The sequence below is a fragment of the Burkholderia sp. 22PA0106 genome, from assembly GCF_047497155.1.
Taxonomy (GTDB): Bacteria; Pseudomonadota; Gammaproteobacteria; order Burkholderiales; family Burkholderiaceae; genus Burkholderia.
The window spans coordinates 4179943-4202749 of the sequence record NZ_CP163163.1; the positions used below are offsets into that span (position 1 = coordinate 4179943).

At 65.1% G+C, this 22807-nt stretch carries 24 protein-coding genes and 1 pseudogene; 20 read left to right on the plus strand and 5 right to left on the minus strand.

From position 1 onward, the window contains the following. Positions 1-4: 4 nt before the first annotated feature. The 12 genes from rpmD (at position 5) to dsbD (ending at position 8027) form a co-directional block, all read left to right on the plus strand. Positions 5-187: a 50S ribosomal protein L30 gene (gene rpmD, locus AB4850_RS33710; RefSeq protein ID WP_028199571.1), complete on the plus strand. Its 183-nt coding sequence runs from the start codon at positions 5-7 to the stop codon at positions 185-187. A gap of 27 nt (positions 188-214) precedes the next feature. After that, on the plus strand, positions 215-649 hold the full coding sequence (gene rplO, locus AB4850_RS33715; protein ID WP_206125767.1) for a 50S ribosomal protein L15: 435 nt from the start codon (positions 215-217) through the stop codon (positions 647-649). Positions 650-692: 43 nt separating this feature from the next. Then, the gene (secY, locus tag AB4850_RS33720) at positions 693-2039 is read left to right on the plus strand and encodes a preprotein translocase subunit SecY (protein WP_414443693.1); all 1347 of its coding nucleotides are present in this window, start codon (positions 693-695) and stop codon (positions 2037-2039) included. Positions 2040-2045: 6 nt separating this feature from the next. Continuing rightward, positions 2046-2264 (plus strand): translation initiation factor IF-1, encoded by a 219-nt coding sequence (infA, locus tag AB4850_RS33725; RefSeq protein ID WP_012734373.1) that lies wholly within the window; start codon positions 2046-2048, stop codon positions 2262-2264. A 20-nt stretch (positions 2265-2284) separates the two neighbouring features. Beyond that, entirely contained in the window at positions 2285-2401 is a 117-nt protein-coding gene (gene rpmJ / locus AB4850_RS33730) for a 50S ribosomal protein L36 (protein WP_004199844.1), read from the plus strand. Positions 2402-2437: 36 nt separating this feature from the next. Continuing rightward, the gene (rpsM, locus tag AB4850_RS33735) at positions 2438-2803 is read left to right on the plus strand and encodes a 30S ribosomal protein S13 (protein WP_013696382.1); all 366 of its coding nucleotides are present in this window, start codon (positions 2438-2440) and stop codon (positions 2801-2803) included. A gap of 23 nt (positions 2804-2826) precedes the next feature. Next, complete coding sequence (gene rpsK / locus AB4850_RS33740; protein ID WP_012734376.1) at positions 2827-3228, plus strand: 30S ribosomal protein S11; 402 nt, start codon at positions 2827-2829, stop codon at positions 3226-3228. Between the two features lie 148 nt (positions 3229-3376). Next, positions 3377-4000: a 30S ribosomal protein S4 gene (gene rpsD, locus AB4850_RS33745; protein ID WP_414443694.1), complete on the plus strand. Its 624-nt coding sequence runs from the start codon at positions 3377-3379 to the stop codon at positions 3998-4000. 122 nt (positions 4001-4122) lie between these two features. Then, complete coding sequence (locus tag AB4850_RS33750) at positions 4123-5100, plus strand: DNA-directed RNA polymerase subunit alpha (RefSeq protein WP_414443695.1); 978 nt, start codon at positions 4123-4125, stop codon at positions 5098-5100. A 143-nt stretch (positions 5101-5243) separates the two neighbouring features. Continuing rightward, a complete protein-coding gene (gene rplQ, locus AB4850_RS33755; RefSeq protein WP_414443696.1) occupies positions 5244-5636 on the plus strand; it encodes a 50S ribosomal protein L17 in 393 nt (130 codons plus the stop codon). A 143-nt stretch (positions 5637-5779) separates the two neighbouring features. Beyond that, positions 5780-6106 (plus strand): divalent-cation tolerance protein CutA, encoded by a 327-nt coding sequence (gene cutA / locus AB4850_RS33760; RefSeq protein WP_414443697.1) that lies wholly within the window; start codon positions 5780-5782, stop codon positions 6104-6106. Beyond that, a complete protein-coding gene (dsbD, locus tag AB4850_RS33765) occupies positions 6099-8027 on the plus strand; it encodes a protein-disulfide reductase DsbD (RefSeq protein ID WP_414443698.1) in 1929 nt (642 codons plus the stop codon). Before cutA ends, dsbD begins: the two co-directional genes overlap by 8 nt. 103 nt (positions 8028-8130) lie before the next feature. Here dsbD and hemB read toward each other — a convergent pair whose 3' ends face one another. After that, the gene (gene hemB, locus AB4850_RS33770) at positions 8131-9129 is read right to left on the minus strand and encodes a porphobilinogen synthase (protein ID WP_414443699.1); all 999 of its coding nucleotides are present in this window, start codon (positions 9127-9129) and stop codon (positions 8131-8133) included. Between the two features lie 243 nt (positions 9130-9372). Beyond that, on the minus strand, positions 9373-10032 hold the full coding sequence (gene yihA / locus AB4850_RS33775; RefSeq protein ID WP_414445685.1) for a ribosome biogenesis GTP-binding protein YihA/YsxC: 660 nt from the start codon (positions 10030-10032) through the stop codon (positions 9373-9375). Positions 10033-10281: 249 nt separating this feature from the next. Between yihA and AB4850_RS33780 the strand changes: the two genes are divergently transcribed. From AB4850_RS33780 to msrQ, 5 genes and pseudogenes are all read left to right on the plus strand, one after another. Beyond that, positions 10282-10929 (plus strand): c-type cytochrome, encoded by a 648-nt coding sequence (locus tag AB4850_RS33780; protein ID WP_414443700.1) that lies wholly within the window; start codon positions 10282-10284, stop codon positions 10927-10929. 123 nt (positions 10930-11052) lie between these two features. Continuing rightward, the gene (locus AB4850_RS33785; RefSeq protein WP_414443701.1) at positions 11053-13233 is read left to right on the plus strand and encodes a cytochrome c biogenesis protein ResB; all 2181 of its coding nucleotides are present in this window, start codon (positions 11053-11055) and stop codon (positions 13231-13233) included. Between the two features lie 4 nt (positions 13234-13237). Continuing rightward, positions 13238-14430 (plus strand): annotated as a pseudogene (gene ccsB / locus AB4850_RS33790) (c-type cytochrome biogenesis protein CcsB). Between the two features lie 160 nt (positions 14431-14590). Then, a complete protein-coding gene (msrP, locus tag AB4850_RS33795) occupies positions 14591-15592 on the plus strand; it encodes a protein-methionine-sulfoxide reductase catalytic subunit MsrP (RefSeq protein WP_414443702.1) in 1002 nt (333 codons plus the stop codon). 10 nt (positions 15593-15602) lie between these two features. After that, positions 15603-16292 carry a protein-methionine-sulfoxide reductase heme-binding subunit MsrQ gene (msrQ, locus tag AB4850_RS33800; RefSeq protein ID WP_414443703.1) on the plus strand — a complete coding sequence of 230 codons (690 nt, stop codon included), beginning with the start codon at positions 15603-15605 and terminating at the stop codon, positions 16290-16292. 130 nt (positions 16293-16422) lie between these two features. On the opposite strand, the gene lysA is transcribed toward msrQ, so the two are convergent. Together lysA and lptM are read right to left on the minus strand one after the other, a co-directional pair. Continuing rightward, positions 16423-17694, minus strand: coding sequence for a diaminopimelate decarboxylase (lysA, locus tag AB4850_RS33805; protein ID WP_414443704.1), 1272 nt, complete (start codon positions 17692-17694; stop codon positions 16423-16425). A gap of 6 nt (positions 17695-17700) precedes the next feature. Then, complete coding sequence (gene lptM / locus AB4850_RS33810) at positions 17701-17961, minus strand: LPS translocon maturation chaperone LptM (RefSeq protein ID WP_414443705.1); 261 nt, start codon at positions 17959-17961, stop codon at positions 17701-17703. Between the two features lie 36 nt (positions 17962-17997). Here lptM and cyaY point away from each other — a divergent pair, with 36 nt between their 5' ends. After that, positions 17998-18324 (plus strand): iron donor protein CyaY, encoded by a 327-nt coding sequence (gene cyaY / locus AB4850_RS33815; RefSeq protein ID WP_414443706.1) that lies wholly within the window; start codon positions 17998-18000, stop codon positions 18322-18324. A gap of 104 nt (positions 18325-18428) precedes the next feature. Here the strand turns inward: cyaY and AB4850_RS33820 are convergent, their stop codons facing one another. Further along, entirely contained in the window at positions 18429-20921 is a 2493-nt protein-coding gene (locus AB4850_RS33820) for a penicillin-binding protein 1A (protein WP_414443707.1), read from the minus strand. Between the two features lie 183 nt (positions 20922-21104). Between AB4850_RS33820 and pilM the strand changes: the two genes are divergently transcribed. After that, complete coding sequence (gene pilM / locus AB4850_RS33825) at positions 21105-22055, plus strand: pilus assembly protein PilM (RefSeq protein WP_414443708.1); 951 nt, start codon at positions 21105-21107, stop codon at positions 22053-22055. Next, a complete protein-coding gene (locus tag AB4850_RS33830; RefSeq protein WP_414443709.1) occupies positions 22052-22741 on the plus strand; it encodes a pilus assembly protein PilN in 690 nt (229 codons plus the stop codon). Before pilM ends, AB4850_RS33830 begins: the two co-directional genes overlap by 4 nt. Positions 22742-22807 lie beyond the last annotated feature (66 nt).

Sequence of the window (22807 nt, forward strand, 5' to 3'; positions counted from 1 at the left end):
CACCATGTCTGATAAAACTGTCAAGGTTCAGCTCGTCAAGAGCCTGATTGGGACCCGCGAAACTCACCGTGCCACCGTGCGTGGCCTGGGTCTGCGTCGCCTCAACTCGGTCAGCGAGCTGCAGGATACGCCGGCGGTGCGCGGCATGATCAACAAGGTTTCGTACCTTGTTAAGGTCATCGGCTAAGCGCCGACTACCGATCTAGGAGTTGATATGGAATTGAATAACCTGAAGCCGGCAGAAGGCGCGAAGCATGCTAAGCGTCGCGTCGGCCGCGGCATCGGTTCCGGCCTCGGTAAGACGGCCGGCCGTGGTCACAAGGGTCAGAAATCGCGTTCGGGCGGTTTCCACAAGGTTGGCTTCGAAGGCGGTCAAATGCCGCTGCAACGTCGTCTGCCGAAGCGCGGCTTCACGTCGCTGACGAAGGAATTCGTCGGTGAAGTGCGTCTGGGCGACCTCGAGAAGCTGCCGGTCGACGAGATCGATCTGCTCGCACTGAAGCAAGCCGGCCTGGTCGGCGAGCTGACGAAGAGCGCAAAGATCATCGCCACGGGCGAACTGAAGCGCAAGATTGTCGTGAAGGGTCTCGGTGCGACGAAGTCGGCGCGCGCAGCGATCGAAGCGGCTGGCGGTTCGTTTGCCGAGTAACGCACTCACGTGCCGTTACTAGCATCTGCATCGGAGAAGATACTTGGCTAACAGCCCGAGTCTCGCAAAACCCGGTCGTAGCACGGCGAAGTTCGGCGATCTGCGCCGGCGAGCAATGTTCTTGCTCCTGGCGTTGCTCGTCTATCGCGTCGGCGCGCACATCCCGGTTCCGGGTATCGATCCGGATCAACTGGCGAAGCTGTTCCAGAGCCAGTCAGGCGGCATCCTGGGCATGTTCAACATGTTCTCGGGTGGTGCGTTGTCCCGCTTTACGATCTTCGCGCTGGGGATCATGCCGTACATCTCCGCGTCGATCATCATGCAGTTGCTGGCGATCGTCTCGCCGCAGCTCGAGGCGCTGAAGAAGGAAGGGCAGGCGGGGCAACGGAAGATCACGCAGTACACGCGTGTCTTTACCGTCGTTCTGGCTACGTTCCAGGCCTTCGGCATCGCGGCTGCGCTGGGCAATCAGCCGGGGCTCGTGATCGATCCGGGCGTGTTGTTCCGTCTCACGACGGTCGTCACGCTGGTGACCGGCACGATGTTCCTGATGTGGCTCGGTGAGCAGATCACGGAACGCGGTCTGGGCAACGGTATTTCGATCATCATCTTCGGCGGTATCGCATCGGGGCTTCCGAACTCGGTGGGTTCGCTGTTCGATCTGGTGAGCACGGGCGCAATGGGTTATGCGTCGGCGATCATCATCGTCGTGCTGATCGCTGCGGTGACTTACCTGGTCGTGTTCATCGAACGCGGTCAGCGCAAGATCCTCGTGAATTACGCGAAGCGTCAGGTAGGCAACAAGATTTACGGTGGGCAGTCGTCGCACCTGCCGCTGAAGTTGAACATGTCGGGCGTGATTCCGCCGATCTTCGCATCGTCGATCATCCTGTTCCCGGCAACGATCCTGAGCTGGTTCAGTTCGGGTGAGCACAAGGGCTGGCTTTCCGACACGCTGCATAATGTGGCGGAAGCGCTGAAGCCGGGTCAGCCGGTGTATGTGCTGTTGTACACGCTGGCGATCGTGTTTTTCTGCTTCTTCTACACCGCACTGGTGTTCAACAGCAGGGAAACGGCGGATAACCTGAAGAAAAGCGGCGCGTTTGTTCCGGGTATCCGTCCGGGCGACCAAACCGCGCGATATATCGACCGCATCCTCACGCGTCTGACGCTGGCCGGTGCGATCTACATCGTCTTCGTGTGTCTGCTCCCGGAATTTCTGGTGCTGCGTTGGAATGTACCGTTTTATTTTGGTGGAACGTCGCTGCTGATCATTGTCGTCGTCACGATGGACTTCATGGCGCAGGTGCAGTCGTACGTTATGTCGCAACAGTATGAGTCGCTGCTCAAGAAAGCCAATTTCAAGGGCGGCAACATTCCAGTGCGTTGAACGATCATGGCCAAAGACGATGTGATCCAGATGCAGGGTGAGGTGGTTGAAAACCTTCCCAATGCTACCTTCCGTGTGAAGCTGGAAAACGGCCATGTCGTACTGGGGCATATCTCGGGCAAGATGCGGATGCATTACATCCGTATCCTTCCGGGCGACAAGGTGACGGTTGAATTGACGCCTTACGATCTGTCGCGTGCGCGGATCGTGTTCCGGGCGAAGTGATTTGTAAAAAGGGTAATATCATGAAAGTGATGGCATCGGTTAAGCGCATTTGCCGCAATTGCAAGATCATCAAGCGTAAAGGCGTTGTTCGCGTGATCTGCAGCTCGGACCCGCGCCATAAACAGCGTCAAGGCTGATTGCGCTTGTTTGCGCTTTTTGTTTGAGGAAAAACAATGGCTCGTATCGCAGGGGTTAACATCCCGAATCACCAGCATACCGAGATCGGCCTGACGGCGATTTTCGGTGTCGGCCGCACGCGCGCTCGCAGCATTTGCGTCGCAGCAGGCGTCGAATTCTCGAAGAAGGTCAAAGACCTGAACGACGCAGACCTCGAAAAGCTGCGTGAAGAAGTGGGCAAGTTTGTCGTCGAAGGCGATCTGCGCCGTGAAGTGACGATGAACATCAAGCGCCTGATGGACCTCGGTTGCTACCGCGGCGTCCGCCATCGCAAGGGTCTGCCGATGCGTGGCCAGCGTACGCGTACGAATGCACGTACCCGTAAGGGTCCGCGCCGCGCCGCTCAAGCGCTGAAGAAATAAGCTGACAGTTACAGGAAAACGTCATGGCTAAGGCTTCCAATAACGCGGCTCAACGCGTTCGCAAGAAGGTTAAGAAGAACGTCGCGGAAGGTGTGGTTCACGTCCACGCTTCGTTCAACAACACGATCATCACGATCACCGATCGTCAGGGCAACGCCCTGGCGTGGGCGACGTCGGGCGGCCAAGGCTTCAAGGGCTCGCGCAAGTCGACCCCCTTCGCAGCGCAGGTTGCCGCCGAGTCGGCAGGCCGTGTCGCGATGGAATACGGCGTGAAGAACCTCGAAGTGCGTATCAAGGGCCCGGGCCCGGGTCGTGAGTCGGCAGTGCGTGCACTGCATGGCCTCGGCATCAAGATCACGGCGATTTCCGACGTGACCCCGATCCCGCACAACGGCTGCCGTCCGCCGAAGCGCCGCCGCATCTAAGGATGCCAGGTGCAGCCTGTCGTCGCCTCAGGGCGGCTACGGGCAACGTAGTTGATTGCGTTGATTGACTAAGTCCACCGTTCGGCCCAAAGGGCACGAACTAGCGCGGTTGTTGCAGCCGCGTGAAGCTAGATAGAGGAAACACAAAGTGGCACGTTATACCGGCCCCAAGGCCAAGCTGTCCCGCCGCGAAGGCACCGATCTGTTCCTGAAGAGCGCGCGCCGCTCGCTCGCCGACAAGTGCAAGCTTGACAGCAAGCCGGGTCAGCACGGCCGCACCTCGGGTGCGCGTACGTCCGACTACGGTACGCAGCTGCGTGAAAAGCAGAAGGTCAAGCGCATTTACGGTGTGCTGGAGCGCCAGTTCCGCCGTTACTTCGCCGATGCCGATCGTCGCAAGGGCAACACGGGTGAAAACCTGCTGCAACTGCTCGAATCGCGCCTGGACAACGTCGTGTACCGCATGGGCTTCGGCTCGACTCGCGCAGAAGCACGCCAGCTCGTGGGCCACAAGGCCATCACGGTGAACGGCGTCGTGTCGAACATTCCGTCGCTGCAAGTCAAGGCTGGCGACGTCATCTCGATCCGCGAAAAGTCGAAGAAGCAAGCGCGTATCGTCGAAGCGCTGTCGCTGGCTGAACAAGGCGGCATGCCGAGCTGGGTCGCGGTCGACGCGAAGAAGTTCGAAGGCACGTTCAAGCAAGTGCCGGAACGCGCTGAAATTGCAGGCGACATCAACGAAAGCCTGATCGTCGAATTGTATTCGCGTTAATCGGATTGATAGCCGAGGTACCCTGCTTGCGAAGCGCCGGCAGGGCCTCGGCTCTTCATTTTCAGGTGTTACCGGTCAGCCTTATCGGTGTAACGAGCCGAGGGTATTGAAAAGGAAAACCTATGCAAACCAGTTTGTTGAAACCCAAGATCATCGCCGTGGAATCGCTTGGCGAGAACCATGCGAGAGTGGTCATGGAGCCGTTCGAACGCGGCTATGGCCATACCTTGGGCAATGCGCTCCGTCGCGTGCTGCTGTCATCGATGATCGGCTATGCGCCGACCGAGGTGACGATCGCCGGCGTGGTGCACGAGTATTCGACGCTTGATGGTGTGCAAGAGGATGTCGTCAACCTGCTGCTGAACCTGAAGGGCGTGGTGTTCAAGCTGCACAACCGCGACGAAGTCACGGTGACGCTGCGCAAGGATGGCGAAGGGATCGTGACGGCCGGCGACATCGAACTCGCGCATGACTGCGAGATCATCAACCCGGAACACGTGATCGCTCACTTGACGAAGGGCGGCAAGCTCGACGTTCAGATCAAGATCGAGAAGGGCCGCGGCTATGTGCCGGGCAACGTGCGTCGTTATGGCGAAGACTCCGCGAAGATCATCGGCCGCATCGTGCTCGACGCATCGTTCTCGCCGGTTCGCCGCGTCAGCTACTCGGTCGAAAGCGCCCGTGTCGAACAGCGTACCGACCTCGACAAGCTCGTGATGAACATCGAAACGAGCGGCGTGATCACCCCGGAAGAAGCGATCCGCCAGTCGGCTCGCATCCTGGTCGATCAGCTGTCGGTGTTCGCTGCACTGGAAGGCACGGAAACGGCAGCGGAAGCACCGTCGCGTGCGCCGCAGATCGATCCGATCCTGCTGCGTCCGGTGGACGATCTCGAACTGACGGTTCGTTCCGCGAACTGCCTGAAGGCCGAGAACATCTACTACATCGGCGACCTGATCCAGCGTACGGAAAACGAGCTGCTGAAGACGCCGAACCTGGGCCGCAAGTCGCTGAACGAGATCAAGGAAGTCCTCGCTTCGCGTGGCCTGACGCTCGGCATGAAGCTCGAAAACTGGCCGCCGGCTGGTCTCGACAAGTAATCGCACGACAGTCATAGCGTCGTCATCTAGTCAAGACGCGGATTTTCCTTTAGAATCCGCGTCTTGCTTTTTTCTACCGGCCCGTGCGCCCTTGAGGCGCGATAGAAGAGCTGGATCAAAACTTTGAATCAAGGAAACTGAAAATGCGTCACCGTCATGGTTTGCGGAAACTGAACCGCACGAGCAGCCACCGTCTGGCAATGCTCCGTAACATGTCCAATTCGCTGATCGAGCACGAAGTCATCAAGACCACGCTGCCGAAGGCCAAGGAACTGCGCAAGGTTGTCGAGCCCCTCATCACGCTGGGCAAGAAGCCGTCGCTGGCAAACCGTCGTCTGGCGTTCAACCGCCTGCGCGATCGTGACTCGGTCACGAAGCTGTTCGAAGTGCTGGGCCCGCGTTTCTCGACCCGCCCGGGCGGCTACCTGCGTATCCTGAAGTTCGGCTTCCGCGTTGGCGATAACGCGCCGATGGCACTGGTCGAATTGCTCGACCGTCCGGAAGTCTCGGAAGAGAACATCCAGGAAACGGAATAAGTTTTATCCGTTGTCCCAAAAAGCCAGGCCGATGCCTGGCTTTTTTGTTGCCTGGCGCTTTGTAAGTCGCGCAGCGCACCGAGCGCGCAATGCCTGGGCCTGCGTTAGGATAGGGCGTTTTGCGAATGCCGCAGGAGACGTCGATGGTGATCGTTCTGATGATGACGACCGTGCCCGATGAGGCCACGGCCCGCTCGCTCGCCGATGGCGCGCTGGGCGGCCGGCTCGCGGCCTGCGTGTCGGAACTCGGCACGATCCGCTCGAGTTACCACTGGCAGGGCAAGATCGAATCCGCGGAGGAGATCCAGTTGTTGTTCAAGACGAGTGCCCAGCGCTCGCTCGAGCTCGAACGCTTCATCGCGTCCCATCATCCCTACGAGACGCCCGAAATCGTCTCGTGGCAGGCCACCGCATCCGACGCCTATGGCGCCTGGGTGGCGGCCGAAACTCAACGTCTGTTCCATGTCTGATCGTCAATTTACGGCCACCGGGTGGCGCCTGCTGCTCGCCGGTTTTGCCCTGTTTGCGGCGCTGTTCGGCCTGTCGTCGGCCGCGCGCGCCGATGCCGATTTCCTCGATCCTTCGGTCGCGTTCCGCTTCAGTTCGAGCGAAGCGCCGGGGCAGGTCGATCTGCACTTCAAGATCGCGGACGGCTACTACATGTACCGCGAGCGCTTCGTGTTCGCGGTGAAGAGCGGCAATGCGACGCTCGGCGACGCGCAGATGCCGGCCGGACATGTGAAGTACGACGAGACGTTCGCCAAGAACGTCGAAACCTATCGCGGCGACCTGGTCGTGCATCTGCCGGTGACGAAGGCGTCCGGGCCGTTCGACCTGTCGGTGACGTCCCAGGGTTGCGCCGACGGCGGGATCTGCTATCCGCCGGCCGAGCATGTGGTGCACGTCGATGGCGCGGCGCTGACGGCGGCGGCCGCGCAATCGGTGGCGCCGCAATCCTCCGCAGCGCCTGCCTCCCCGGCGGCCCCGTCCATATCCGCTCCGGCTGCTGCTGCCCCCACCGCCGCTGCAACCGACGGTAGCTGGTACGAGCGCGTGACGAGCGCCGATTACGCTCAATCGCTGCTCGAAGGCCATGGCTTCGTGACGATCCTCGCGCTGTTCTTCGTCGCCGGCATGGTGTTGAGCCTCCTGCCCTGCTCCTATCCGATGATCCCGATCCTCTCGGCGATCATCATCGGCGAAGGCACGCAGGCCACGCGCACGCGCAGTTTCCTGCTGTCGCTGACCTACGTGGTGGGGATGGCGCTGGTCTATACGGTGCTCGGGATTGCTGCGGCGCTGGTCGGGCAGAGCCTCGGCGCATGGCTGCAGAACCCGTGGATGCTCGGCGCGTTCGGCCTGCTGCTGACGGTGTTCGCGCTGACGCTGATCGGCGGCATCGACATCTCGCTGCCGCAACGCTGGCAGGACGGCGCCGCGCAGGCGTCGAGCCGCCGTTCCGGCGGCCGTTTCCTGGCGGTCGCGACGATGGGCGCGCTGTCGGCGCTGGTGGTCGGTGCCTGCATGACGGCGCCGCTGTTCGCCGTGCTGGCGTTCATCGCGCACACCGGAAACGCGTTGCTGGGCGGCGCCGCGCTGTTCGCGATGGGGCTCGGCCTCGGTGTGCCGTTGCTGATCATCGGCCTGGGCGCCGGCACGCTGCTGCCGCGCGCGGGCGCCTGGATGGATGGCGTGAAGGTGTTCTTCGGCGTGGTGCTGCTTGCAGCCGCGCTCTGGATCGTCTGGCCGGTGCTCGGCGCGTCGCTGCAGATCGGCCTGGCCGCGCTCTGGCTGCTGATTGCCGCCGCCGCGACCGGCTTGTTTACGCCGGCCGCGGGCGGCACCTCGATCTGGCGCCGTCTGGGCCGGGGCGTGGGCGCGGCGTTCGCGATCTGGGCCGCGGTGCTGCTGGTGGGCCTCGCCGCCGGTTCGACCGATCCGCTGCGTCCGCTGTCGGTGTTTGCCTCGCGAGGCGGCGCAGCCGCTGCGCCCGGCGCGGCGGTGGCGGCCGCGCACGAAGGCCCGGTGTTCGCGCCGGTGCGCTCCAGCGCGGAGTTGGATCAGGTGGTCAAGACCGCCGGCCGCCCCATGATGCTCGATTTCTATGCCGACTGGTGCGTGTCGTGCAAGGAGATGGAGCACCTGACCTTCACCGATCCGCGCGTGCAGGCGCGCCTGGCGCAACTGCATCTGGTGCGCGCCGACGTCACGGCCAATAACGCCGACGATCAGGCACTGCTGAAGCGCTTCGGCCTGTTCGGGCCGCCGGGCATCATCGTGTTCGGCGCCGACGGGCACGAGCTGGGCCGCGTGGTCGGCTATCAGGCGGCCGACCGCTTCCTGCGCAGCCTCGATCGCGCCGGTGCGCCGGCGACCTCGCCCGCGGCTTGAGCAGGGGCAGCGAGCCTCGTCGCCGCCGCATGAAAAAACGGCGAAGCGCTGAACACGCTTCGCCGTTTTTGCATTTCGCAGCGCGCCGTCGGGCGCGCGCGGCTTACTTCTGGTCGCGCAGCAACCGGGCCGCGTCGAGCGCGAAATAGGTCAGCACGCCGTCCGCGCCCGCGCGCTTGAACGCGAGCAGCGATTCGAGCACCACCTTGTCGTGGTCGAGCCAGCCGTTTTGCGCGGCGGCCTTCAGCATCGCGTACTCGCCGCTGACCTGATAGACGTAGGTCGGGAAGCGGAACTCGTCCTTCACGCGGCGCACGATATCGAGGTAGGGCATGCCCGGCTTCACCATCACCATGTCCGCGCCTTCCTCGATGTCGAGCCGGACTTCACGCAGCGCCTCGTCGGAATTCGACGGATCCATCTGGTACGTCATCTTGTTGCTCTTGCCGAGGTTCGAGGCCGAGCCGACCGCATCGCGGAACGGGCCGTAGAACGCCGACGCGAACTTGGCCGAGTAGGCCATGATGCGCGTGTGGATATGGCCGTCGCTTTCGAGCGCTTCGCGGATCGAGCCGATCCGGCCGTCCATCATGTCCGACGGCGCGACGATGTCGACGCCGGCTTCGGCCTGCGCGAGCGCCTGCTCGACCAGGATCTCGATCGTGTCGTCGTTGATCACGTAGCCGTTGGCGTCGAGCACGCCGTCCTGGCCATGGCTCGTGTACGGATCGAGTGCCACATCGGTCAGCACGCCGAGGTCCGGGAAATGCTTTTTCAGCTCGCGCACGGCGCGCGGGATCAGGCCGGCCGGGTTGGTCGCCTCGCGACCGTCGGGCGTCTTCAGCGACGGCTCGATGGCCGGAAACAGGGACAGCACGGGCACGCCGAGCGCAACGCATTGTTCGGCCACACCCATCAGCAGATCGACCGAGACGCGCTCGACGCCGGGCATCGACGGCACCGCCTGGCGCACGTTGGTGCCTTCGACGACGAAGACGGGCAGGATCAGATCGTTGGTGGTGAGGATGTTTTCACGCATCAGGCGACGCGAGAAATCGTCGCGGCGCATTCTGCGCGGGCGATGCAAGGGATGGAGGCTCATGACGGAATCGCTGGAATCAGTCTGAAGGTTGGCTTACGGCAGCCTTCGGTGAAATTTCGAGACAATGGTATATGATAGCGATCGAGTTCCGCGTAAGCGCGGCACTCCCCGCTTCTCCTCCCTGAGCGGGTGCCTGTCGTAGTTTGATTAGGCTGTTTGACCCGCCGTTTCACGGCGGGTTTTTTTATGCGCTAACCGACGGCAAGCCTCCGTTCGGGGCCGCGCCTCTACGGCGCGGAGCGGTCATTCTGCTACAGCTGCGTCATTTTCGCCGGCGACCGACGGACGCAGCCAGCCTTCGATCTGCGTGTGCGCGTCGTCGATCCCCACGCGCTTGAGCGCCGAAAACAACTGGCAGGTCAGCTCGCCTTCATAGCCGGCTTCGCGATAGGCCTTCAGCTCGTTCTGTGTGCCGCGCAGCGCGAGGATGCTTTCCTGGCGAGTCAATTTGTCGCATTTCGTCAGCAGCGTGTGGATCGGCTTGCCGGTCGGCGCGAACCACTCGATCATGCGGCGGTCCAGGTCGGTCAGCGGCCGGCGCGAATCCATCATCAGGATCATGCCGCGCAATTGGGACCGGGTCTTCAGATAGGCCGACAGCAGCGCTTCCCAATGCGCCTTGGCCGCGTTGGGTACCTCCGCGTAGCCGTAGCCGGGCAGGTCGACCAGATTGGCGATCGGTTCGGCTTCGGGGCCGACCGAGAAATAGTTGATGTGCTGGGTGCGGCCGGGCGTTTTCGACGCGAAGGCAAGCCGTTTCTGATTGCACAGGATGTTGATTGCCGTCGATTTGCCCGCGTTGGACCGGCCGGCAAACGCGATTTCCGGGATCACCGTGGGCGGCAAATCGCGCAGATGATTGACGGTCGTATAGAAACGGGCTTGATGGAGCAGGAAGGCCATGGGAGCGGAGGGGGCGAGGGCGCGCTGGAGCGCGCGTGAAGGCGGGATGCCCCGCAATGATCCGCTCGGTTGGATACACGGAAATCCGCGCAATAACCCTGATAGCCGGAACGGGGCTTTAAACACCATATTGTACAATACGGCGGTTTCCGCGAAGCCCTGCGGGCGGGTTGCAGAGGTTTTCTGCTGTAGACTGGCTACCGTCGTTTGCAAAACTCAAATTCCCACAAGACGAAACAGGGTGTGCGAATGAATCGACTGTGCAAGTCTCTGATCACGCTTCAGGTTGCGGCAGCGTTCACGGGTTTCGCGACACAGGCGTATGCAGCGGATCCGGCCAAGCCGGATCTCGAGCGCGGCAAGGCGATCGCCACGGCGGTCTGCGCGTCGTGTCATGGCGCGGACGGCAACAGCGCAACGGCGGCGTTTCCCAAGCTGGCGGGCCAGCATCCCGAATATCTGCTCAAGCAACTGCACGATTTCAAGACGCAGCCGGGTGCGAAAGCACCGGCGCGCAGCAGTGCGGTGATGGCCGGGTTTGCCGGCGCGTTGAGCGAGGCGGATGCGCGTAATGTGGCCGCCTATTATGGTTCGCAAACGGCAAAACCGGGTGTCGCGCGCGACGCGGCCACGGTCGCGCTGGGCCAGAAGATCTACCGTGGCGGGATCGCCGAGAAGGGCGTGCCGGCGTGTGCCAGCTGTCACGGCCCGACCGGGCAGGGCATCCCGGCGCAGTATCCGCGCCTGTCGGGGCAGTGGGCCGATTACACGGTCGCGCAACTCACGGCCTTCCAGCAGGGCGCACGCAACAACAACGAGCCGATGCATCAGATCGCATCGCGCCTGTCGGACAGCGAAGTGAAGGCGGTGGCCGATTACGTGGCCGGCCTGCACTGAGCGCGACGGGCAACGGATGGTCCGCCTGTCATCGCGGGTGACGGGTACAAGAACGAAAGAAAGGGTGGGGCGCTTGCCGGCAGGTGTGCGCCTTGCCCTTTTTTGTTGTCAGTCGGAGTGTGAATGAGCGTCACCACGTCGGGAATCGAGACGAAAACGCGCCGCGGCGCGCTGAACACCGCGATCGAGCTGATCAGTTCGATGCGCTTCGCCATCGCGCTGCTCGTCGTATTGGCGATCGCGAGCATCATCGGCACCGTCCTCACGCAGGACGATCCCTATCCGAACTACGTGAACCAGTTCGGCCCGTTCTGGGCCGACATCTTCCGCTCGATCGGCCTGTACACGGTCTACAGCGCCTGGTGGTTCATGTTGATCCTGCTGTTCCTGGTGGTGTCGCTGTCGCTGTGCGTGATCCGCAACGGCCCGAAGATGCTGGCCGACGCCCGCAACTGGAAGGACAAGGTGCGCGAAGGCAGCCTGCGCGCGTTCCATCACAAGGCCGAGTACACCGTCGAGGGCGATCGTGCGGGGGTGACTGCGGCGCTGTCGGCGTTCGTCGCCAAGGCCGGCTACAAGCAGGTGGTGCGCGAATCGGACGGCGCGACGCTGATCGCGGCCAAGCGCGGTGCGCTGACCAAGTACGGCTACATTTCGGCCCACCTCGCGATCGTCGTGATCTGCATCGGCGGCCTGCTCGACAGCAACCTGCCGATCCACTTCCAGATGTGGCTGTTCGGCAAGTCGCCCGTCAACACCAGCGCCGCGATCAGCGAGATCGGGCCGGAACACCGGTTGTCGGCGTCGAACCCCACGTTCCGCGGCTATGCCTGGGTGCCCGAGGGGCAGTACGTGTCCACCGCGATCCTGAACCAGCCGAGCGGCTCGCTGATCCAGGATCTGCCGTTCTCGATCCAGCTCGACAAGTTCATCGTCGATTACTACTCGACCGGCATGCCGAAGCTGTTCGCGAGCGATATCGTCGTGATCGACCGCGCCACCGGCAAGCGGATCCCGGCGCGCGTCGAGGTCAACAAGCCGTTCACCTACAAGGGCGTGTCGATCTATCAGTCGAGCTTCCAGGACGGCGGCTCGCAGATGCAGATGACGGCGTTCCCGATGACGGGCGGCAGCGACAAGACCTTCCCGGTGAACGGCGTGATCGGCAACGCCGCGCCGCTGGCCGGCCACGACGGCGATACGATCGAATTCGCCGATTTCCGCGCGATCAACGTCGAGAACATCACCGACGCGAACGGCAAGACCGACGTGCGCGGCGTGGGCGCGTCGCATTCGCTCAAGGAGGCGTTCGACGAGCGGCTCGGCTCGGGCGCGAAGACGTCGAACCCGGTGAACCTGCACAACGTCGGCCCGTCGATCCAGTACAAGGTGCGCGGCAAGGACGGCCAGGCGCGCGAATTCAACAACTACATGCTGCCGGTCGAGGTCGGCGGCGACCGGATGTTCCTGGCCGGCATGCGCGTGAGCCCGAACGATCCGTTCCGCTATCTGCGGATTCCGGCCGATGCCGACGATTCGATCGCCGAATGGATGCGAATTCGCGCGGCGCTGGAAGATCCGGCGGTGCGCACCGAAGCCGCCGCGCGCTTCGCGCAGGCGTCCCTGCCGAGTGCCGACGCGGGCCTGCGCACGCGGCTCGACGACAGCGCGCTGCGTGTCCTGACCCTGTTCGCTGGCGCCGACGCGAGCGCGGGCCATCAGCCGGACGGCGCGCCGATGGGCGGTTTCCAGGCGGTGGCCGGCTTCATCGATCAATCGGTGCCGAAGGCCGAGCAGGAGAAGGCCGCCGGCTTGCTGCTGCGCATGCTGGAAGGCGCGATGTGGCAGGTCTGGGCGGTCGCGCGCGAGCACGCGGGGCTGCAACCGGTCGCGCAATCGGCCGACACGGCGCGTTTCGTGCAGAACGCCATCAACGCGCTGTCGGACAGCTTTCTGTACGGCGCGCCGGTGTATTTGCGGCTGGATTCATATAAGCAGGTGCAGGCTTCGGTATTCCAGTTGACACGCGCGCCTGGTAAAAATCTGGTGTATCTTGGCAGCCTGCTGCTGGTGTTCGGCATCTTTTCGATGTTCTACGTGCGCGAACGCCGGCTCTGGTTCTGGCTCAAGGATACTCAGGCGGGAGTGGCTGTCGTGATGGCGATGTCCACGGCCCGCAGGACCTTCGATTTCGAGAGGGAATTCGCGCAGACGCGCGATGCGGCGGGCGCGGTGCTGGGCGCCGAGCCGCAAACCGCGGCTCCGGCCGCGCGCGACGCCGAGCTCCCCGACTCCCCACGGTAACGTCATGGCTCTCATCCAGGCTTCTTCGTCCTCCACGCCGCGCGGCCGCGCCGATGCGTCGGCCCTGCCGCTGTTCGACGATCGCCCGTTCTGGCGCCGCTTGTCGCTGGTCGATTGGCTGTTCGCGCTGGCGATGGTTGCCGGCGCCGGTTTCGCCCTGGTGCACTACCAGGCGCACATGGATTACTACGATCAGGTCGTCATGACGGGCGCGACCGTCGCGCTGGTCGGGCTGGGCTGGCGTTGGAAGCCGGCGCGGCTGCTGATGGCGCTGATCGCCTGCACGTCGCTGCTGTCGCTGCAGATTTATCACGGCGATCTCTCTCGCGCCGATTCGGCGTTCTTCCTCAAGTACTTCCTGTCGAGCCAGTCGGCGATCCTCTGGATGAGCGCGCTGTTCGTGTTCGCCACGGTGTTCTACTGGATCGGCCTGCTGAGCCGCTCGCCCACGGGCGCGGCGATCGGCCAGAAAATGACCTGGGCCGCCGTGCTGATGGGCTTCACGGGCCTGATGGTGCGCTGGTACGAGTCCTACCTGATCGGTGCGGATGTCGGCCATATCCCGGTGTCGAACCTTTACGAAGTGTTCGTGCTGTTCAGCCTGATCACGGCGCTGCTCTATCTGTACTACGAAGGACATTACGGCACGCGCGCGCTCGGCGCGTTCGTGCTGCTGGTGATCAGCGCGGCCGTCGGCTTCCTGATGTGGTACTCGATCGCGCGCGACGCGCAGCAGATCCAGCCGCTGGTGCCCGCGCTGCAAAGCTGGTGGATGAAGATCCACGTGCCGGCCAACTTCATCGGCTATGGCAGCTTCGCGTTGTCGGCGATGGTCAGCGTGGCCTATCTGCTCAAGTCGCGCGGCGTGCTGGCCGATCGCCTCCCCCCCTCGAAGTGCTCGACGACGTGATGTACAAGTCGATCGCGGTGGGCTTCGCGTTCTTCACGATCGCGACGATCCTCGGCGCGTTGTGGGCGGCCGAAGCGTGGGGCGGCTACTGGAGCTGGGACCCGAAGGAAACCTGGGCGCTGATCGTCTGGCTGAACTACGCGGCCTGGCTGCACATGCGGCTCATGAAGGGCTTGCGCGGCAGCGTGGCGGCCTGGTGGGCGCTGACGGGCCTGCTCGTCACCACGTTCGCGTTCCTCGGCGTGAACATGTTCCTGTCGGGGCTGCATAGCTACGGCAAGCTGTAGGCCAGGGTGCCGAAGGCTGCCTGAAACGGATTCGAAAACCGCCGCCGCGTCGTTCGCGAGCGGCGGTTTTTTGTTGCACCGCCCGCCGGGCTGCCCGGCACGGCGGAACTTGTCGGTTCACTGCTCGATCGCTGGCGGGAAGGCCGGCGCGGAGATGCCCATGTTGATAAGAACCACGCGTCGGCAGTTGCTTGCCGGCGACGACATTCCGCGCGGCGAGATCACGCCGTCGTCGGTGTTCGCGGCGCGCCGCGGCCTGTTGCGCGCGGCCGGCGCCGGCGCGGCGCTGGCGGGCGGCCTTGGCGGCTTGCCCGGCGCGGCGTTCGCGGCCTATCGCTCACCGAACCCGTCGGCGCATCCGCTCGCGGCGACCACCAACGCGAAGTTCGTGGTGCCCGACAAGGTCACGCCGTACCAGGACGTCACCACCTACAACAACTTCTACGAATTCGGCACCGACAAGGGCGATCCCGCGCAGAACGCCGGCTCGCTGCGGCCGCGGCCGTGGCGCGTCAGCGTCGAGGGCGCGGTGAAGACGCCGAAGGTCTACGACATCGACGAGCTGTTGAAGCTCGCGCCGCTCGAAGAACGCGTCTACCGGCACCGCTGCGTCGAGGGCTGGTCGATGGTGATTCCGTGGATCGGCATTCCGCTGGCCGAGCTGATCCGGCGCGTGCAGCCGAGCCCGGGCGCGAAATACGTGCAGTTCGTCACGCTGGCCGACCCGTCGCAGATGCCGGGGCTGTCGGCGCCGGTGCTCGACTGGCCCTATTCGGAAGGGCTGCGGCTCGACGAGGCGATGAACCCGCTCGCGCTGCTGACGATGGGCGTCTACGGCCAGGTGCTGCCGAACCAGAACGGCGCGCCGGTGCGGCTCGTGGTGCCCTGGAAATACGGCTTCAAGAGCGCCAAGTCGATCGTCAGGATCCGCTTCGTCGAACAGCAGCCGAAGACGAGCTGGAACACCTACGCGCCCACCGAATACGGTTTCTATTCGAACGTGAACCCCGAGGTCGATCATCCGCGCTGGAGCCAGGCGACCGAGCGGCGCATCGGCGAGGACGGCTTCTTCACGCCGAAGCGCAAGACGCTGATGTTCAACGGCTACGGCGATCTGGTCGCGTCGATGTATCGCGGCATGGATCTGCGCAAGAACTTCTAGGCGGCGCGGCGTGGACGACAATCTGCAGACGCCGGCCGGCGGCGCGGGAACGGTGCCGCCGCGCGGCGCGAGCCGCCGGGTGGCGCCGCCGGCCGGGCCGCGCTGGGTGCGCATCGCCAAGCCGCTGGTGTTCCTCGCCGGGCTGTTTCCGCTCGCGCGGCTCGTGGCGCTCGGCTTCACCGGGGGGCTCGGCGCGAACCCGGTGGAATTCGTCACGCGCTCGACCGGGCTCTGGACGCTCGTGATCCTCTGCGTGACGCTGGCCGTTACGCCGCTGCGGCGCATCGCCGGGCTGAACGCGCTGCTGCGCCTGCGGCGCATGATCGGCCTGTTCGCGTTCTTCTACGCCGCGCTGCACTTCACGACGTACTTCTGGTTCGACAAGTGGTTCGACGTGGCGGCGATCCTGCGCGACGTGGTCAAGCGGCCGTTCATCACGGTCGGCTTCGCGGCGTTCGTGCTGCTGATTCCGCTCGCGCTGACCTCGCCGCGCGCGATGGTGCGCCGGCTCGGCCGGCATTGGCAGCGGCTGCACCGGCTGATCTACGCGATCGCGTTGCTCGCGATCCTGCATTTCTGGTGGATGCGGGCCGGCAAGCACGATCTCGCGCTGCCGAAGCTCTATGGCGCGATCGTGCTGGTACTGCTCGGTTGGCGCGTGGCCACCGCGTTGCTCGGGCCGCGCCGCGAGGCACCCTGAAGCCGGAATGCAAGGAGGCTGGCGCGACCGGTCGATCGCACCGGCGGGCATGAAAAAAGCGACGCGAGCCGGAGGGCCTGCGTCGCTTTTTTCATAGGGCGGAGCGGATGCCGGGCGAGGCCCGGCAGGCTTATTCCGCGTCGGGCAGGATCGCTTCGCTGCCGAACAGGTCTTCCATCGTCTCGCGCGGGCGCACGAGGTACGCGTTCACGCCGTCGACCATCACCTCGGCCGCGCGCGGGCGCGTGTTGTAGTTCGAGCTCATGACGAAGCCGTAGGCGCCGGCCGAGCGGATCGCCAGCAGATCGCCGGGCGCGATCGCCAGCGTGCGCTCGCGGCCGAGCCAGTCGCCGCTTTCGCAGACGGGGCCGACCACGTCGTACACGGCGCTCGGGTGAGCGCTGGTTTCCTTGACGGGCACGATCGCGTGGTACGCCTCGTACATCGCCGGGCGCGCGAGGTCGTTCATCGCCGCGTCGACGATGGCGAAGTTCTTCTCCTCGCCCGGCTTCAGGAATTCGACGCGCGTGAGCAGGATGCCGGCGTTGCCCGTCAGCGAGCGGCCCGGCTCGAAATACACTTCGCGCTGGCCGTGGCCGCGCGCGTCGAGCTTCTCGAACAGCGCCGCGACGAACACGCCGATTTCGGGCGGCGTTTCGTCCGAATAGGTGATGCCGAGGCCGCCGCCGATATCGATGTGATGGATCGCCGTGCCGTCGGCCTCGATCTGTTCGACGAGATCGAGCACCTTGTCGAGCGCGTCGAGATACGGGCTCAGTTCGGTGATCTGCGAGCCGATGTGGCAATCGATGCCGACCACCGAGAGGTTCGGCAGCCCGGCTGCTGTGCGGTACGTCTCGCGCGCGTCGGCGAACGCGACGCCGAACTTGTTGGCCTTCAGGCCCGTCGAGATGTACGGATGCGTTTTCGGATCGACGTCGGGGTTCACGCGCAGCGAAACCGGCGCGCGCTTGCCGAGCGAGCCGGCCACTTCGTTGAGGCGGTCGAGCTCGGGAATCGATTCGACGTTGAAGCATTTGACGCCGGCTTCGAGCGCGATGCGCATTTCGTCGGCGTTCTTGCCCACGCCCGAGAACACCACGTTCTCTGCCTTGCCGCCCGCCGCCAGCACGCGCGCCAGTTCGCCGCCCGACACGATGTCGAAGCCCGCGCCGAGCCGCGCGAACACGTTCAGCACGCCGAGGTTGCTGTTCGATTTCACGGCGACGTGGACCGCCGCGCGGCGGCCCTCGCAGGCTTTCGCGTAGGCCTGATAGGCGGCCGTCAGCGCGGCGCGCGAATAGACGTAGAGCGGGGTATCGAAGTGTTCGGCGAGCTTGTCGACGGGGATGCTTTCGGCGTGCAGCGTGCCGTTGGCGTAATCAAATGCGGGGTGAGTCATCCGGAATCATCGAGTGGGATTGGCGGCGGACGCCGGGGCCGGCGCGGAGAGCGCGGGCGAAAGCTGCAGGGACGTGCCCGAGGTGCCGGCATCGGACGCGGCGCTCGGGGCCGTATCGAATGCGTCGGGTTGCAGGCCGGGTTGCGTCTCGAGGACGGGCTTCGGGGGCAACGGCGGCACGACGGGCAGATAGAGCGCGCCGCGTTGACCGCAGCCGGCCAGCGCCAAAGCCGCTACAATCGCGCTCATCTGGAAAACGACACGCATGATCGTCCCTAAACAATTGAATCGACAGAGTTTAGCATGAGCGATACTGAATACCTGACCCGCGCCGAGGCTGTTCTGGCGGCCGTCGAGCGCTGCGTGGACACCGCCAACGAAGGCGATCTCGACATCGATCTGGGCCGCAACGGCAGCGTCATCACGCTGAGTTTCGAGAACGGCACGAAGATCATCATTAACCTGCAGCCGCCGATGAAGGAAGTGTGGATCGCCGCGAAATCGGGCGGCTTCCATTACCGCTTCGTCGACGGCGCCTGGCGCGACACGCGCTCGGGCGACGAGTTCTTCGAGGCGCTGACGCGCTACGCGAGCGAACAGGCCGGCGAGCCGGTGCCGTTCAGCGCCTGAGCGTCGATCACGCTGCCCGCCCGGTTCGAAAATCGGGCGGCATCAAGCAAAAGAGCGACCCATGGGTCGCTCTTTTGCGTTGCGGGGCATGAACGCGAGCCGCGTCAGTTGCCGCCCTCGAACAGGTTCATGATGTCCTGCCGCTCCTGCGAATCGACGTGCGGGATCGAGGCATCGGTCGGCGCGGCCGCCTGCGCGACGCCGACGGTCGGCACGAAGCCGTGGCCCGGCGTGAAATCGCTGAAGAACAGCTCGCCGCCGATCACGGTGACGTCGTCCGGCTTCGGCATCGTGTATTCGGGCACATTTTTCAGCGACGGCCCCATGTAATCGATCCACACCGGCAGCGAGAGGCCGCCGCCGGTTTCGCGATCGCCGAGGCTGCGCGGGCTGTCGTAGCCGATCCAGGCAATCGCGGCCAGCGTGTGCTGGAAGCCCGCGAACCACGCATCGCGCGAATCGTTGGTGGTGCCGGTCTTGCCGCCGAGATCGGTGCGCTTGAGCACGTTGGTCTTCGCGCCGGTGCCGTGCTGCGCCACGCTTTGCAGCAGGCTGTTCATCACGTAGGCGTTGCGCGCGTCGATCGCTCGCGGCGCGTTCTGCTCGGCCACCAGCGGCTGCGCGCGGGCCACCACGTTGCCGTTCGCGTCGGTGATCTCGGCGATCAGGTATGGATTGACACGATAGCCGCCGTTGGCGAACACCGAGTACGCGCCCGCCATCTGCAGCGGCGTGACGAGGCCGGCGCCGAGCGCCATCGGCAGGTAGGCCGGGTGACGATCGGCGTCGAAGCCGAAGCGTGTGATGTATTGCTGCCCGTACTTGGTGCCGATGAAGTTCAGGATCCGGATCGACACCAGGTTGCGCGAGCGCATCAGCGCCGTGCGCATCGGCTCGGGGCCGTCGAAGCCGCCGCCGTAGTTCTTCGGTTCCCACGGCTGGCCGCCCGTTTCGGCGGCGCTGAAGTAGAGCGGGCCGTCGTTGATGATGGTCGACGGTGCCAGGCCCTTGTCGAGCGAGGCCGAATAGATGAACGGCTTGAAGCTCGAACCGGGTTGCCGCCACGCCTGCGTGACGTGGTTGAACTTGTTCTTGTTGAAATCGAAGCCGCCCACCAGCGAACGGATCGCGCCGTTCTGCGGCACGATCGAGATGAACGCGCCTTCGACCTGCGGCAGTTGCGTGATCGCCCAGTCGCCGCTGTCGGTCTTGACCACGCGCACGATCGCGCCGGGCCGGATCTTGCGGTTCGGCTGGGCGTTGGCGGCCAGCGCGGCCGAGGCGAAGCGCAGGTTGGTGCCGCCGACGGTGGCGCTGTTGCCGTCCATGAAACTGACCTGGATCTGCTTCGGATCGACGCTGGTGACGACGGCGGCGATCAGTTCGCCGTTGTCGGGATGGTCGAGCAGCGCGTCGTCGATCGCCTGTTCGCGCTGCGAGGCATCGGCCGGCAATTCGATGAACGCTTCCGGGCCGCGATAGCCGTGACGGCGCTCGTAGTCCATCAGGCCGCGGCGCAGCGCCTGATAGGCGAGCGTCTGGTCGGCCGAATCGACCGTGGTGACCACGTTGAACCCGCGCGTGTAGGTTTCATCCTTGTATTGCGCGTACATCATCTGCCGGACCATTTCCGCGATGTATTCGGCGTGCACGCTGTATTCGCGCGTCGCGCTCTTGACCACCAGCGGCTGCGCAACCGCTTCGTCGTACTGATCGCGCGTGATGAAGTTCAGCTCCAGCATGCGTTGCAGGATGTACTGCTGGCGCACCTTCGCGCGCTTCGGATTGACCACCGGGTTGTAGGCCGACGGTGCCTTCGGCAGCCCGGCCAGCATCGCGGCCTCGGCCAGCGTCAGATCCTTGAGGTCCTTGCCGAAATATACGCGCGCGGCGCTCGCGAAGCCGTATGCGCGCTGGCCGAGATAGATCTGATTCATGTACACCTCGAGAATCTGATCTTTCGTCAGCGCACGTTCGATGCGGTACGCGAGCAGCATCTCGTAGATCTTGCGCGTGTAGGTTTTCTCGCTCGACAGGAAGAAGTTGCGCGCGACCTGCATCGTGATCGTGCTGGCGCCCTGCGTGGCGTGGCCGTTGGTCAGCGCCACCACGCCGGCACGCGCGATGCCGGTCAGGTCGACCCCGCCGTGTTCGTAGAAGCGCGCGTCCTCGATGGCGAGGATCGCCTTCTTCAGCGAATCGGGCACGTCCTGGATATGGACGATGTCGCGGCGCTCCTCGCCGAATTCGCCGATCAGCACGTGATCGGACGTGTAGATGCGCAGCGGCACCTTGGGCCGGTAGTCGGTCAGCGCGTCGAGCGACGGCATGTTGGGCCACGCGACCACGAGCGCATAGCCGAGCACGAGGCCCGCGCACACCACGGCCGCCACGCACAGCCCGACCAGGGCGAGCAGCAGCTTCAGCCACCACGGCCGCTTGCGGGGCGGCGGCGGGGGCGGCGGTGGTTCCGCCGCCGGGGGGAGCGGAGGCGGCGGCTGCGGCGGCTCGCCGGCCGACGGCGTCTCGCCGGCACGGGGCCAGGTCGGTTCGCTCGCCTGCGGCGGCGTCGAGGGATTCGTGGGTTGCATAGGCATACCGGAAAACGGACACGCGATTATAAACGCCCGGTATGCACGTTCATGGTGCCTGTCCGAACGGATAAGACGACGGGAAATTTCGCCGCTTTGCTGGCCATCCGGCCGACTGTCGGCGGTGCGGGCCGCTCGCGAGAATGGTCGTCGAGCCGCGCCCCTGCCGCGCGGCGCCGGGGAGGACCGATGGCGAGATATCGACGATGGATGGCCGGGTGGCGCGTTGCCGCCGGGATCGACGTGGGACACGACGCGGTGCGCGTGGCATTCGTGAGCCGGCGCGGCAATACGCCGACGATCGAAGCGCTGGACGCGCAGCCGTATGCGCAGCGGTGCGATCTGGCGGGGGGCGACTGGTCGTGCGTGACGCAGGCGCTCGGCGCGATCGTCGAGCGCATGGCGGGGCGCTTGCCGGTGCGCGGGATGTCGGCCGTGATGGCGTTGCCGTCGCGCGAGGTGACGATGTCCGCGCTCGATCCGCGCATTGCCGCGCAGGGGCCGGTGGAGCCGGCCGTGCATGCCGAGGCCGAGCGCGTGACCGGGCTGTCGCGCGAGGCGCTGGCGATCGACTGGTGCGTCAACGACATCCTCTATCCGGGCCGTTTGCTGGTGGCCTCGGCCGAGCGCGCGCGGGTCGAATTGCGGCTCGAAGCGGTGGCGGCCGCGGGCTTCCTGCTGACCGGCATCGACGGCGAGCCCTATGCGGCGCTGCGCGCGATCCGGCAGATCGCCTATGGAGAAATCGCCCCGACGCAGGCCTATGCGGCGCTCTGGATCGGCGAGGGCAGCGTGGATGCCTGGCGCGTCGAGGGGCTGGCCGTCACCGCGCATCTGCGCATGCCGTCGCCCGAATACGCCGATCTGTCCGACCTGTTGCGCGACCTGGCGAGTCGGGGCGAGCTGCACTACGCCTATGTGGGCGCGGCCGGCGAATCGAGCGCGATCGACGGTGCGTCGTCGCCCGTGTTCGCGGAGATCGCCGATCTGCTGGGCTGCCTCGTGCTGCCGTTCGATTGCGCTACTTATTGCTCCACGTATTGTGCGGGCGGCGGTGAGCGCTTCGAGGTGCAGCAAGGCCGCACGGGCGGCCGGTTCGCGGTGGCGTTCGGCCTGGGCCTGCGCGGGGTGTGCGAATGAGCGCACGGCGGGGGTTGCCTGCGCAGGCGCTGGCGCGCGATGCGGCGCAGCGGCGTGCGTGGCTCGGCGGCTTCAATCTGCTGCCTTACCGGCAGCGCGACGCGAGGCTGGCGCGGCGGCGAGGGGTGGCGGAGTTTGCCGGGGCGGTCGGGTTCGGTTTTGTCTGTGCCGCGCTGGTTTGTGCCGTGCAGACGGCCGAGCGTGTGCGGCTCGACGGGCAGCGCGCGGCGATCGAAACACGGCTTGCCGCGTGGGCGCCGCGCGTGCGTTTGGCAGAGGCGGCGGTGCAGGCGCGCGAGGCGCGGCGCACCCGCGAGCGGGCCGCCATCGAGCGCGCCAGGCCACTCGCCCGGCTCGTCGCGTTGCTCGACGTGTTGCGTGCGCTCGACTACCGCACGGTGATGCTGCTGGCGTTGCGTCACGCCGGCGATCGGGCCGAACTCGAGGTGCGGGCGCACGATCCGGCTGCGGCGCGCCGGTGGCTCGAACGCTTGCGCGAGCGGCGGCCCGAGTGGCGGATCGAGATGTCGGGCGTGAAGGCCGCCGCCGAAGCGCCGCTTGCGGCCGGGGCACCGAAGGGCGCGGCGGCATTGCGTTTCGCGGTGCGCATTCGTTGGCCGGAGCCGGCTACTCAGCGGCAGACCGCGCAAATCGGCGGCGCGCATGAACCGGGAGGCCGAGGATGAACACGCGGAGCGGCAATCAGACAAGCGATGGGCGTCATGCCGGTGCGCGCCGGCTGGCCGTACTCG

Excerpts from the sequence above, each read along its gene's own strand:
- lptM (WP_414443705.1), bottom strand. The coding sequence starts at position 17,961 with ATGCGTGTCGTTTTCCAGATGAGCGCGATTGTAGCGGCTTTGGCGCTG.
- dsbD (WP_414443698.1), top strand. The coding sequence starts at position 6,099 with ATGTCTGATCGTCAATTTACGGCCACCGGGTGGCGCCTGCTGCTCGCC.
- msrP (WP_414443702.1), top strand. The coding sequence starts at position 14,591 with ATGTTGATAAGAACCACGCGTCGGCAGTTGCTTGCCGGCGACGACATT.
- AB4850_RS33820 (WP_414443707.1), bottom strand. The coding sequence starts at position 20,921 with ATGCCTATGCAACCCACGAATCCCTCGACGCCGCCGCAGGCGAGCGAA.
- AB4850_RS33830 (WP_414443709.1), top strand. The coding sequence starts at position 22,052 with ATGAGCGCACGGCGGGGGTTGCCTGCGCAGGCGCTGGCGCGCGATGCG.
- infA (WP_012734373.1), top strand. The coding sequence starts at position 2,046 with ATGGCCAAAGACGATGTGATCCAGATGCAGGGTGAGGTGGTTGAAAAC.
- AB4850_RS33780 (WP_414443700.1), top strand. The coding sequence starts at position 10,282 with ATGAATCGACTGTGCAAGTCTCTGATCACGCTTCAGGTTGCGGCAGCG.
- AB4850_RS33750 (WP_414443695.1), top strand. The coding sequence starts at position 4,123 with ATGCAAACCAGTTTGTTGAAACCCAAGATCATCGCCGTGGAATCGCTT.
- rpsM (WP_013696382.1), top strand. The coding sequence starts at position 2,438 with ATGGCTCGTATCGCAGGGGTTAACATCCCGAATCACCAGCATACCGAG.
- rplO (WP_206125767.1), top strand. The coding sequence starts at position 215 with ATGGAATTGAATAACCTGAAGCCGGCAGAAGGCGCGAAGCATGCTAAG.
- hemB (WP_414443699.1), bottom strand. The coding sequence starts at position 9,129 with ATGAGCCTCCATCCCTTGCATCGCCCGCGCAGAATGCGCCGCGACGAT.
- cutA (WP_414443697.1), top strand. The coding sequence starts at position 5,780 with ATGGTGATCGTTCTGATGATGACGACCGTGCCCGATGAGGCCACGGCC.
- rpmJ (WP_004199844.1), top strand. The coding sequence starts at position 2,285 with ATGAAAGTGATGGCATCGGTTAAGCGCATTTGCCGCAATTGCAAGATC.
- rplQ (WP_414443696.1), top strand. The coding sequence starts at position 5,244 with ATGCGTCACCGTCATGGTTTGCGGAAACTGAACCGCACGAGCAGCCAC.
- pilM (WP_414443708.1), top strand. The coding sequence starts at position 21,105 with ATGGCGAGATATCGACGATGGATGGCCGGGTGGCGCGTTGCCGCCGGG.
- AB4850_RS33785 (WP_414443701.1), top strand. The coding sequence starts at position 11,053 with ATGAGCGTCACCACGTCGGGAATCGAGACGAAAACGCGCCGCGGCGCG.
- rpmD (WP_028199571.1), top strand. The coding sequence starts at position 5 with ATGTCTGATAAAACTGTCAAGGTTCAGCTCGTCAAGAGCCTGATTGGG.
- cyaY (WP_414443706.1), top strand. The coding sequence starts at position 17,998 with ATGAGCGATACTGAATACCTGACCCGCGCCGAGGCTGTTCTGGCGGCC.
- yihA (WP_414445685.1), bottom strand. The coding sequence starts at position 10,032 with ATGGCCTTCCTGCTCCATCAAGCCCGTTTCTATACGACCGTCAATCAT.
- rpsK (WP_012734376.1), top strand. The coding sequence starts at position 2,827 with ATGGCTAAGGCTTCCAATAACGCGGCTCAACGCGTTCGCAAGAAGGTT.
- lysA (WP_414443704.1), bottom strand. The coding sequence starts at position 17,694 with ATGACTCACCCCGCATTTGATTACGCCAACGGCACGCTGCACGCCGAA.